Consider the following 11,263-nt stretch of genomic DNA (forward strand, 5'->3'; position numbering starts at 1 on the left):
GCGGGGCTCGATGCGCTCGAAAGATCCGTCACCGCATACCTTTCCGCCGAACAGCGCCTGGCGCGGTTACCCGCGGCGGGGGGGGCCGGGGCGCGGGGCCCCGCGCGGGGGGGGGGGGGGGGGCCACGCCGCGCCGCCCCCCCCCCCCCCCCCCCGCCCGCCCCGGCCCCCCCCCCCCCCCCCCCCCCCCCCCCACGACAGGATCAGTCCAGCGGTGAATGAGCGTATGCGGGCTTGGCGGGAGATGAGCGTGCGTGAGGTGGCGGCCATCTCCGTTATGAGGCTCTCGCATTCCTGTCGGCGCAGGCACGCCTAACATTCCCGTTGGGCGCACGCCTTGTGTTGCTGTTGGTGCAGGCACGCCCTGCATTCCTGTCGGTGCAGGCACGCCTTGCATTTCCTGTTAGGCGCATACCCTGCATTCCTGTTGGTGCAGGCACGTCCCGCATTCCTGTTGTGGGGGGGGCTGTGGGCTTCGGGATCGGGTGAAGGGGGGCGGTGGCGGGGCAGGGAATGCGCTGGGGTAACACCTGCCCGGGGCCGCGGTTGTTGGGGGGGGGGGGGGGGGTGGGGGGGGGGGGGGGGGGGGGGGGGGGGGGGGGGGGGGGGGCGCGGCGGGGCGGCCGCGGGGGGGGGGGGGGGGGGCGGCGGGGCCCCCCCCCCCCCCCCCCCACGCCGGGCTGGGAGGTGGTCGGGCCCGCGGGACGCGACGGCGGCTTCACCTGCTCCCCGCGGGGCGGGGTGGTCGGGGAATCGGGCTGCTTCGGCGTTGTCGGCTGCTGGCTCGAGGGGGAGCCGGTGGTCGAGGAGGCGGCGCTCGTGGACGACTTCACGGCCTGGTCGGCGGAATTCCCGCAGGCGACCAGCAGAGCCAGCGGAATCACGCCGACCGCGGGCAATATCACGCGCCGCGTTGTGCTGTTCAGTTTCCGATGCCGACCCTGCACGTCGTCACACCACCCTCATCAGTACTCGTATAGAGAGGCCCCCCGTAGCCGGGTGGCCACGTGCGGCTGCGATCGTAGCCGCCGCACCGCACGTTAGTGCAAATCGAAGTGATGTAGGACACATTTGAAATCGATTCGCGCGCAATGCCTATCGGCTACCAATGCTGGTGGGGCTCCGATCGTGCGCAATGCGCCGACCGCGAGATCAAGCCGCGCCGCCAGGCTTGTGCGGACGCGGCAGATGCACCCCGAAATAGATGGCCGCGATCCGCAGCACGAACACCAGCCCCGCCGACACCATCGCGACCGGACCCTCGGCGATGCCCGCGGCGTCCATGCCCAGATAACACCCGGCACCGGCGAAGGCCGCGACGGCGTACACCTCCTCGCGCAGCAGCAGCGGCGGGAACTCACCGCACAGCACGTCGCGCACGACCTCGCCCGTCACGCCGGTCATCACCGACAGGATGAGGACCGCCAGCGGCGTGACATCCGATTCGATGGCCGCCCGGGCACCGATCACCGTCACCACCGCGAGCCCCAGGGCGTCCACCACCAGCAGGGACCGGCGCGGCAGCTGCCAGAACCGCAGGTAGATCATCGTGCCCACGCCCACGCAGAAGATCAGCGTCAGCAGCACCCAGTCGTGGGTCCAGTACAGCGGATGCCGATCGAGAATCAGGTCGCGCAGCGTGCCACCGGAGATCGAGGCCGCGAACGCGAGCGCCAGGCCGCCGAACGGGTCCATATCGGCCCGGTAGGCGGCCAGCACCCCGCTTGCGGCAAAGGCCGCGATTCCGACCAGGTAGAGGGCGTGCAGCATGGCCTCATGATCGCAGCGCGATGAAAAAGGCCCCGCGCGGTTGCCGGGTCGGGGGTCTGGCAACAGCGCGGAGCCGATCTGAATATCGGTCCTGCGCTCCAGGCGTTACACACGGACCTGAGAAATTTCCGATCGACGCAGCGGGGGACAATCGTGGCCAGGCACAGCCAGCAGAGCTCGGACCTGCCGGAGCTCGGACGACTCGAGGAGATGGGTATGCAGCTTGGAATGATCGGGCTCGGCCGGATGGGCGCCAACATCGTGCGGCGCATCGTCCGCGACGGACACACCGCGGTCGGGTACTCGCGGCACGAGGACCAGATCAAGGAGTTCACCGCCGAGCTCGGCGACAAGTTCACCGGCGCGACCGATTACAAGGCGTTCGTCGCGCTGCTGGAGAAGCCGCGCATCGTGTGGGTGATGATCCCGGCCGGCGCCACCGGCGCGGTCATCGACGAGGTCGCCGAGCTGCTCGAACCGGGCGACATCATCATCGACGGCGGGAACAGCCGCTACCACGAGGACATCAAGCGCGCGAAGGCCCTCACCCCCAAGGGCATTCACTACCTGGACATCGGGACCTCCGGCGGCGTTTGGGGCCTGGAGCGCGGCTACTGCCTGATGATCGGCGGCGAGGCCGAGACCGTGAAGCACCTCGAGCCGCTACTGCAGGCCATCGCGCCGGGCGTGGAGGCCGCCGAGCGCACCCCCGGCCGCACCGGCGAGCCGTCCCCGGCCGAGCAGGGCTATCTGCACTGCGGTCCCGCCGGTGCCGGGCACTTCGTGAAGATGGTGCACAACGGCATCGAGTACGGCGCCATGCAGGCCTATGCCGAGGGCATGAACATCCTGCACAAGGCCAATATCGGCAAGGCCTTCGACGGTAAGCACTCCGCCGAGGAGACGCCGCTGGAGAATCCCGAGTACTACCAGTACGACATCGACGTCCCGGAGGTCACCGAGGTGTGGCGGCGCGGTTCGGTCGTCGCCTCCTGGCTGCTGGACCTGACCGCGCAGGCGCTGCACGCCGATCCGGAGCTGAGCACGTTCGGCGGCCGGGTCTCCGACTCCGGTGAGGGCCGCTGGACCATTCACGCCGCGATCGATGAGGGCGTGCCCGCGCCGGTGCTGTCGGCCGCGCTGTACCAGCGCTTCTCCTCGCGCGGTGAGTCGCTGTACGCGGACAAGGTGCTGTCGGCGATGCGCAAGGCCTTCGGCGGGCACAACGAGCTTCCGGGGAAGTAGGGGGTGCCCTGTACTCATCCCGGCGAAAAGCGTGCCGGGATGAGTGCAAGGATCGTGCCGGGATGAGTGCAGGGATCGTGCCGGGATGAGTGCAGGGATGTTGTTGGGAGGCCGGGGCGGGGGCGGTGCTGGGCTCAGTCGAAGGTGCTGTCCAGCCAGTCGATGGTTTGCATGCCGAAAAGGTCTGTGCCCCAGCCGTACATGTCGGTGAGCATTTTGAGCATGCTGCAGTCGGTGGGGTGGTAGGTGGCGTCGCTGCCCCGGGCGCGGTAGGTGTCGGCGAGGTGGCGGGCGTCGGCGGCCGGGACCAGCGACATGAACGAGTCGTCCTTGGCGCAGGACGCGATGAGCACCTTGCCGCCCGGCGTGCCGGACTTCCCGAGCTCGTTGTCGTCGAACACGTGCTGGAAGGCGGGCTCGTCGGCCGGGCTGACACCCGAGTTGAACATCGCGTTCAAGGGCACGAACGGCATCCCGAAATACGTGTCCTGGCACTGGGTCCGGAAGAAGTCCGCCACCGCGCGTCCGGCGGGGTTCAGCTTCTCGTCCAGCTTCATCTCCGGATACTTCGGCTCCAGTCCGAGCAGGGTCGCGAAGCCGAAGCCGGACCCGATCGAGCCGTCGGCCACCCGCATGAAGTTGCGCTGGTTGACGACCATCCCTTCCAGCACAGTCGATTTCACATTCAGTTCGGGCGCGTACTCGGGCTGGAGTTCGGCGGAGAACGCCGCGCCGACGCCGCCGCCCGCGATGCCGAACAGCGCCAGCTGCGCGTTCGGGTCCAGCCCCGCCTCGGCGTAACCCAGTGCGGCCCGGGCACCGTCGAGCTGCGTATGCGCGGCGAACTTGCCCGCGAAAACCCCGTGCGGGCGGCGATCGGCGTCGTTGCCGACGTCGGAGATCATCACCGCGTGGCCCTTGCCGAAGATCAGCGCCAGCGGGCCGAGCGCCGACCACGAGGCGCCGTCGAGCGGATCGCCACCGGTCCACTGCGTGCTCGGATGGCAGCTCGCGCCCACACTGTCGTTGGCCTCCTGATACGAGATCAGCTTCTTCTCGTCGGCGGGCTTGCCATCTCGCGGAATCATCAGGATGCCGGTGCTGATGGCCGGGGTGACGCCGTCGAGTTCGGTGCTGACGTACATCAGCTTCCAGGCGTCGAGGTTCGCGGGCTTCAGTCCCGTGAACAGCACGTCGACCTTCTTGGCCTTCAGCACGGTGCCCGGCCGCTCGGAGCCGGTGAGTGGCGGCTCTCGATAGAACGGGTCGTCGGCACGCAAGCCCTGGAAGATCTCCTGCGGCGACGCCGGGGTCGCGCCCCGCAGGGATCCGACGACGAACCCGTTGAAGACCTTGTCCAATCCGGGCGTCTGCGGCGGAACCGGATCTGCCGCAACGGTTCCCGCTCCCCCGTACACCATCGCCAGCGCCGCGACCGCCGCGACGAGAGTCCTCTTGCGCATCTCGACCTTCCGCCACCGTCGCACGGACCTCACCCTGCCTGCTCCGCCGGGGTCACCTTCAGCTCGCTCGCCGCCGACCCGAGCAACTGCGGGATGTTCAGCAACGGGCGATGCGATTCCAGCTGCACCTCATAAGGCGTACGCATGGTGGCTTCCAGTGCGGGCCAATTGTTTTCGACCTGATACTTGTACTTCGGGAGCAGTTCGGTGGTGATGTAGTCCCAGCGCGCGTCGAGCACCGACCAGTTCCAGTCCGGCAGCGGCAGGGTCAGCAGCATCGCGCGGCCGTCGGACCCGGTGAAAGGGATTCGCACCGGGCGGAATTCGCGCGGCGGCACGACACCCGCCACCGACGGCGAACCGGCCGCACCGCTCAGATAGGTGATGGCCTCGCCGACGGGGCCCTTGTAGGCGCGCACCTCGTCCCACTGCGCACCGATCGCCCACTGCTGCTCGCGCCGCAGCAGCGTGCCGTTGCCCGCGGCGATCCGGTCGTGCTCACCGGAGGCGATATCGCGCCAGGCGTCCATGATGTCGCTACCGAACAGCCCCGCCGCCTGAAATTCCTCCAGCGCCGAAATCCCCTCGGTGACATAGGCATCGTGCATCGGCATCAGGTCGGAGAAGATGTTCTTCTGCATCACCAGGATCATCCCGAGGATCCAGCGCAGGTCCTCGGGAGTCATCAGCGGTCCGGCGGCGGCCAGCGCCTGCAGGCCGCTCGGCAGCATGGCCACCGCCTGCGGGCCCGCGGCCTGTGCGACCGAACCGAGCACCCCCCGCGCCGCCTCGGAGATACCGGGCAGGTCGTAGAGGTCGGTCATGAGCTCGAAATCGATGAGCCCGCCGCCGAAGTCGGCGCCCACCTGGCCACCCATCCCGGCCCACTGCAGCTCGCGGTGCGCCAACTGCAGATCCTCGTAGTAGCGGTAGGACTTGATCAGGTTGTCGCGATTGGCCTGCACACCCGCGCGCGGATCCCACGACCGGAGATCGATTCCGGCCTTAGCTGTCGCATCGACCAGCCAATACTGATACAGCAGTGCGGCGTAGCGCGTCGGTGCCACGCCCGCGGACCGCGCCTGGTCCAGCAACCGCCCGAGTTCCGCGGGGTCGTAGGGCAGTTCGGGGTTCACCCCGCCCGGTCCCTGCGCCGCCTTCCGGTTGACCAGCGGCAGATCCAGATAGCGATCCACCTCGGCGGCCGCCACCGGACCGGCGGTCAGCAGGCCCATCCCCACCACCGCCGCGAGAGCCAAGCCCGCACCGCGCATCAGAGCGCCGATCCGCATCGTGAACCAACCTTCCGCCGTCGTTCGGGTCGCGCACACGATCGCAACTGCGCCGTTGCGATTACCAATCAATAGCTACACACCGGAGGTGGCGCGGAATCCCGCTCCGACGCCCACCCGTGCCCGGGGCTGAGAGATTACCGCCAACACGAGGGACACCAGCGATTACCCACCCGGCGCGTCCGATGCCAATCCCGTCGAATGCTAAGCCACCGGGACTATCCGGACAAATTGCCGAACAATAGCGACTCACCCAGCGACGCGGGCGCAATCGGGCACGGACATGCGAAAGGGCGGTGGATCACGCCACCGCCCTTCGCGTTCGGTCAGCTCACGCGCCGTCTCGGTCCGAAAACCGTCTCAGCTCAGATGCATTGCCTGCAGGATCTGCTTCGCCACCGCTAACGGCCCGAAGGTGAGCAGATAGATCGCGGCATCCACGATCGCCATGATGGCCTCCCTCAGTCGAACTTACTGTCCATCCAGTCGATGGTCTGCATACCGAAAAGGTCTGTGCCCCAGCCGTACAGGTCGCCCAGCATCCTGGGCATGCTGCAGTCGGTCGGCCGGTAGGTGACGTCGGTGCCCCTCGACCGGTAGGTGTCGGCGAGGTGGCGGGCGTCGGCGGCGGGCACCAGCGACATCGGCGAATCGTCGGCGGCGCACGAGCTGATCAGCACCTTCGACTTCGGCGTGCCGGACCTGCCGAGCTCGTTGTCGTCGAATACGCGCTGGAAGGCGGGCTCGTCGGCCGGGCTCTGCCCGGACTTGAACAGCGCCTTCAGCGGAACCATCGGCATCCCGAAGTAGGCCGGGGTCTGGCACTGCGTGCGGAACACGTCCGCGACCTGCTTGCCCAGCGGGTTCAGCTTCTCGTCCAGCTTCATCTCCGGGTAGTACGGCTCGAGCCCGAGCAGCGTCGCGAAGGCGAAGCCCGAGCCGATCGAGCCGTCGGCGATCCGCATGAAGTTGCGCTGGTTGACGACCATCCCTTCCAGCACAGTCGATTTCACGTCCAGCTCGGGGGCGTAGTCGGGCTGGATCTCGCTGGAGACCGCCGCGCCGACACCGCCACCGGCGATGCCGAACAGCGAGACCTGCGCCTTCGGATTCAGGCCCGCCTCGCCGTGGCTCAGCGCGGCGCGGGCACCGTCCAGCTGCGCGTGCGCGGCGGATTTGCCCGCGAAGACGCCGTGCGGCTTGCGATCACCGTCGTTGCCGACGTCGGAGATCATCACCGCGTAACCCTTGTCGAACATCATCCCCAGCGGGCCCAGGGCCGACCAGGACGAGCCGTCGAGCGGGTCGCCGCCGGTCCACTGGGTGCTCGGATGACAGCTCCAGCCGACGCTGTCGTTGGCCTCCTGGTAGGAGACGAGCTTCTTCTCGGCGGCGGGCCTGCCGTCGCGCGGGACCATCAGGATGCCCGTGCTGATCACCGGGGCCTTGCCGTCGAGGCCGGTGGTGACGTACATCAGCTTCCAGGCGTCGAGGTTCGCGGGCTTCACCCCGAGGAACATGACGTCGACCTTCTTGGCCTTCAGCACCTGGCCCGGTTTCTCGGAACCGGTCAGCGTCGGCTCCTGATAGAACGGGTCGTCGGCCATCAGTGCCTGGAAGTTCTCCTGCGGCGAGGCGGCGGTCGCTCCGTTCAGCGACCCGACCACGAAGCCGTTGAAGACCTGTTCCGGAGCGGGTGTCCGCGGCTCCACCTCGGGCGCCGCCGGGGCCGGAGCCGGTTGTGCGGCAACGGTTCCCGCGCCGGTACACAGCATCGCCAGGCTCGCGGTCACCGCGACCAGGGTTCGTCTACGCATCTCAGCCCTCCTGTCCCGATGTGGCCGGGGCGACCTGTAGTTCGTTCGCCGCCGAGATCAGCAGCTGCGGGATGTTGAGCAGCGGGCGATGTGATTCCAGCTGCTGCTCGTACGGGGTGCGCATGGTGGCTTCCAGTGCGGGCCAGTTGTTTTCGACCTGGTCCTTGTATTTCGGCAGCAGTTGTCCGGTGATGTAGTCCCACCGCTGGTCCAGGACCGACCAGTTCCAGTCCGGCAGCGGCAGGGTCAGCTGCATCGCGCGGCCGTCGGATCCGGTGAAAGGCACGCGCACCGGGCGGAATTCGCGCGGCGGCACCACACCGGCGACCGAGGGCGAACCGACCGCGCCGCTGAGGTAGGTGATGGCCTCGCCGACGGGGCCCTTGTAGGCGCGCACCTCGTCCCACTGCGCGCCGATCGCCCACTGCTGCTCGCGCCGCAGCAGCGTGCCGTTCCCCGCGGCGATCCGGGCCCGGTCGCCCGAGGCGACATCGCGCCACGCGTTCATGATGTCGTCGCCGAACAGTCCCGCCCGCTGGAACTCCTCCACCGCGGGCAGCCCGCCGGTGACGTAGGCGTCGTGCATGGGCATCAGGTCGGAGAAGATGTTCTTCTGCATCACCAGGATCATCCCGAGGATCCAGTGCAGATCCTCCGGCGTGATCTGCGGACCGGCCTGGGCCAGCGCCTTCAGTCCGTCCGGCAGCATGGCCACCGCCTGCGGGCCCGCGGCCTGCTGCACCGCGCCGAGCACCCGGTTGGCGGCGTCGGCGATACCCGGCAGGTCGTAGACCGTGCCCATCAGCTCGAAATCGACCAGCCCGCCGCCGAAGTCGGCGCCCACCTGGCCACCCATCCCGGCCCACTGCAGCTCGCGATGACCGAGCTGCAGGTCCTCGTAGTAGCGGTAGGACTTGATCAGGTTGTCGCGATTGGCCTGCACACCGGCGCGCGGATTCCAGGACTTCAGGTCGATCCCGGCCTTACCGGTCGCATCGACCAGCCAGTACTGGTACAGCAGCGCCGCGTAGCGGGTGGGGGCCACGCCCTCGGCCCGGGCCCGGTCCAGCAGGCGGGCGAGTTCGGCGTGGTCATAGGGCAGTTCGGGGTTGACACCGCCCGGGCCCTGCGCGGCGTTGCGATTGACCAGCGGCAGATCGAGGTAGCGATCCACCTCGCTGCTCGCTGACGCCGGTGCCGCGGCGACGAGTCCGAGTCCTACCAGTGCCGCGAGGGCGAGCCCCGCGCCGCGCATCATTGCGCCGATCCGCATGGTTGTTTTCAGCCTTCCGCTTACGGTGTGAGAGTCGAAAAAGTGATGACCGTGGCTATTTGCCATCGAATAGCTGATATTCGGTCGATAACCGGCTCGCGCCGTCATGCGCCAGTGCCGCGCCGACGGTCGATGTCGTCCGGGGGTCGACTACTTGGTTAACGAAAGATTACCAACGCCCGTTACAGCCGTTTACCACAGTCATGGGATGACTTGGGCCCATTACCGAGCGGTCCGACCGCTCAAATTGCCTGCCAGTAGCGCGTTTTGCCGATTCGGCGAATGCCCGCCGAGACCTTTCGCGCGACAGGTATCAATGATGCATATCACAGATAGATAACGTTTGATATGGCCAGGTGCGGTCGGGGTCACATTCGCGCCAGGGCCGGACGCCGACGCCGCCGCACACCGGTCCCGGGCTGTCGGGCCGCCGCGCGGGCGGCTACCGTCGGATGCCATGCGCACCGTTCCCGGGATCGTTCTCGCGGTACTCGCGGTCACCGTGACCGCCTGCTCCGGCGGCAACCGGACCACCGACACCTCCAGCGCCACCGCGCCGCCACCGAGCTCGACCACGGCGGCGACCACCAGCGCGCAACCCGACTGCACCGCAGGGTTTCTCGCGCAGTTCACCACCCGCCAGAAACTCGCCCAGCTGCTGACCGTCGGCGTCAACGGCCTCGCGGACGCGGAGAATCTGGTGCGATCGGAGCAGATCGGCGGGATCTTCCTCGGCAGCTGGACCGATCAGTCGCTGCTGGCCGACAAGCAGATCGACCGGGTCAAGGCGGCCGCCCGCACCCCGCTGATGGTGACCATCGACGAGGAGGGCGGCCGGGTGTCGCGGCTGAGCAACCTCATCGGCACCGCGCCGTCGGCCCGGGTCAGTGCCCAGACCGTCTCCGCGGAGGACTACTACCGCGAGAGCCTGGCGCGCGGGCAGGCCATGAAGGACCTCGGCATCACCGTCGACTTCGCCCCGGATGTCGACGTCTCGAGCCAGCCCGACGACAGCGTGATCGGCGACCGCTCCTACTCCGACGATCCCGAGGTCGTCACCCGCTACGGCGACGCCTTCATCCGCGCGATGCGCGACGCCGGGCTGGGTGCGGTGATGAAGCACTTCCCCGGCCACGGCTCGGGCTCGGGCGACTCCCACACCGGTGCCGTGCGCACGCCGCCACTCGATCAGCTGCAGCAGGTGGACCTGGTGCCGTACCGCAAGCTGATCGGCTCGGGCGCGGGCGTGATGGTGGGCCACCTCGACGTCCCCGGGCTGACCGAGCCGGGCACGCCCGCCAGCATCAGCCCGCAGGTGATGTCGCTGCTGCGGCAGGGCACCGGCTACGGCGCGGCGCCGTTCGACGGTCCGATCTTCACCGACGACCTGAGCGGCATGGCCGCGATCACCAGCCGGATGGGGATCGAGGAGGCGGTCGCGGCGGCCCTGGAGGCCGGGGCCGACAACGCGCTGTGGATCAACAGCGACGCCGTCACCCGGGTGCTGGACCGGCTCGAGCAGGAGGTGGCCGAGGGGCGGCTGCCGATGCGGCAGGTCGATGATTCGGTGTTGCGGATGGCACGCTACAAGGGCATCCCGATGCACTGCTGAGCGAATCGCGGGCAAGTGCCTTCCCTCGAACTTACCTTGGAGTAAGATAAGGGTTTCACCATGGTCTAGGAGAGCGGATGGCAGGCGGTACGAAACGGCTTCCCCGGGCGGTTCGTGAACAGCAGATGCTGGACGCCGCCGTGGAGGTGTTCTCGCGCAAGGGATACCACGACACCTCGATGGATGCGATCGCCGCGGAGGCCAAGATCTCCAAGCCGATGCTCTATCTGTACTACGGCTCCAAGGACGAGCTGTTCCGGGCCAGCATCCAGCGCGAGGCCGCGCGCTTCATCGAATCCGTCGCGGTAGCCGGCAACCCGAAGCTGACCCCGCACGAACAGCTGCGCGCGGGCCTCGAGGCCTTCCTGTCCTACGTCGACAACAACCGGCTGTCCTGGCAGGTGCTCTATCGGCAGGCATTGGGCCAGCAACCGTTCGCCTCCGAGATCGCCAACAGCCGCGAACGGGTGATCGAGCTGACCGCCAAGCTCCTCGAGTCCAGCGCCAAATACGCCGAGCCCGGAACGAATTTCGACATCGTGGCGGTCGCGGTCATCGGTGCGGGGGAAGCCATCGCCGACCGCATCGCCGACGGCGAGGTGGAGGTCGGCGAGGCCGTCGATCTCCTCGACAACCTGGCCTGGCGCGGCCTGGCGGGCAAGAAGAAGGCGGAATAGGCCGAACACGGAAGAGCCGCGCGGCTTTTCGGCTTCGCCGCCTATCGAATCCCCCATGCGACTCGATATACGGCGACCGAAAAGCCGTGCGGCTCTTGCCCGTTCGGTCCGCGG

At 68.3% G+C, this 11,263-nt stretch carries 8 protein-coding genes; 3 read left to right on the forward strand and 5 right to left on the reverse strand.

Features of this window, described 5'->3' with window-relative positions:
- Positions 1-1,152: 1,152 nt before the first annotated feature.
- Positions 1,153-1,770: a trimeric intracellular cation channel family protein gene (locus QH290_RS23170; RefSeq protein WP_280385082.1), complete on the reverse strand. Its 618-nt coding sequence runs from the start codon at positions 1,768-1,770 to the stop codon at positions 1,153-1,155.
- A 216-nt stretch (positions 1,771-1,986) separates the two neighbouring features.
- Here QH290_RS23170 and gnd point away from each other — a divergent pair, with 216 nt between their 5' ends.
- A complete protein-coding gene (gnd, locus tag QH290_RS23175) occupies positions 1,987-3,015 on the forward strand; it encodes a phosphogluconate dehydrogenase (NAD(+)-dependent, decarboxylating) (protein ID WP_280261471.1) in 1,029 nt (342 codons plus the stop codon).
- Positions 3,016-3,149: 134 nt separating this feature from the next.
- Here gnd and QH290_RS23180 read toward each other — a convergent pair whose 3' ends face one another.
- The 4 genes from QH290_RS23180 to QH290_RS23195 form a co-directional block, all read right to left on the reverse strand.
- Positions 3,150-4,478, reverse strand: a complete 1,329-nt coding sequence (locus QH290_RS23180) for a lipase family protein (protein ID WP_425303644.1) — start codon at positions 4,476-4,478, stop codon at positions 3,150-3,152.
- A 29-nt stretch (positions 4,479-4,507) separates the two neighbouring features.
- On the reverse strand, positions 4,508-5,770 hold the full coding sequence (locus QH290_RS23185; RefSeq protein WP_280385084.1) for a hypothetical protein: 1,263 nt from the start codon (positions 5,768-5,770) through the stop codon (positions 4,508-4,510).
- 461 nt (positions 5,771-6,231) lie between these two features.
- Positions 6,232-7,587, reverse strand: a complete 1,356-nt coding sequence (locus QH290_RS23190; RefSeq protein ID WP_280385087.1) for a lipase family protein — start codon at positions 7,585-7,587, stop codon at positions 6,232-6,234.
- 1 nt (position 7,588) lies between these two features.
- A complete protein-coding gene (locus tag QH290_RS23195; protein ID WP_280261348.1) occupies positions 7,589-8,860 on the reverse strand; it encodes a hypothetical protein in 1,272 nt (423 codons plus the stop codon).
- A 457-nt stretch (positions 8,861-9,317) separates the two neighbouring features.
- Here QH290_RS23195 and QH290_RS23200 point away from each other — a divergent pair, with 457 nt between their 5' ends.
- Together QH290_RS23200 and QH290_RS23205 are read left to right on the forward strand one after the other, a co-directional pair.
- Positions 9,318-10,472 carry a glycoside hydrolase family 3 N-terminal domain-containing protein gene (locus QH290_RS23200; protein ID WP_280261350.1) on the forward strand — a complete coding sequence of 385 codons (1,155 nt, stop codon included), beginning with the start codon at positions 9,318-9,320 and terminating at the stop codon, positions 10,470-10,472.
- Positions 10,473-10,549: 77 nt separating this feature from the next.
- Positions 10,550-11,149, forward strand: coding sequence for a TetR/AcrR family transcriptional regulator (locus QH290_RS23205; protein ID WP_280261352.1), 600 nt, complete (start codon positions 10,550-10,552; stop codon positions 11,147-11,149).
- Positions 11,150-11,263 lie beyond the last annotated feature (114 nt).

This window comes from Nocardia wallacei (genome assembly GCF_029869545.1).
Classification (GTDB): domain Bacteria; phylum Actinomycetota; class Actinomycetes; order Mycobacteriales; family Mycobacteriaceae; genus Nocardia; species Nocardia wallacei_A.

Coding starts and splice junctions, on each gene's coding strand:
- gnd (WP_280261471.1), top strand. CDS start 1,987: ATGCAGCTTGGAATGATCGGGCTCGGCCGGATGGGCGCCAACATCGTG.
- QH290_RS23190 (WP_280385087.1), bottom strand. CDS start 7,587: ATGCGTAGACGAACCCTGGTCGCGGTGACCGCGAGCCTGGCGATGCTG.
- QH290_RS23180 (WP_425303644.1), bottom strand. CDS start 4,478: ATGCGCAAGAGGACTCTCGTCGCGGCGGTCGCGGCGCTGGCGATGGTG.
- QH290_RS23195 (WP_280261348.1), bottom strand. CDS start 8,860: ATGCGGATCGGCGCAATGATGCGCGGCGCGGGGCTCGCCCTCGCGGCA.
- QH290_RS23200 (WP_280261350.1), top strand. CDS start 9,318: ATGCGCACCGTTCCCGGGATCGTTCTCGCGGTACTCGCGGTCACCGTG.
- QH290_RS23170 (WP_280385082.1), bottom strand. CDS start 1,770: ATGCTGCACGCCCTCTACCTGGTCGGAATCGCGGCCTTTGCCGCAAGC.
- QH290_RS23205 (WP_280261352.1), top strand. CDS start 10,550: ATGGCAGGCGGTACGAAACGGCTTCCCCGGGCGGTTCGTGAACAGCAG.
- QH290_RS23185 (WP_280385084.1), bottom strand. CDS start 5,770: ATGCGGATCGGCGCTCTGATGCGCGGTGCGGGCTTGGCTCTCGCGGCG.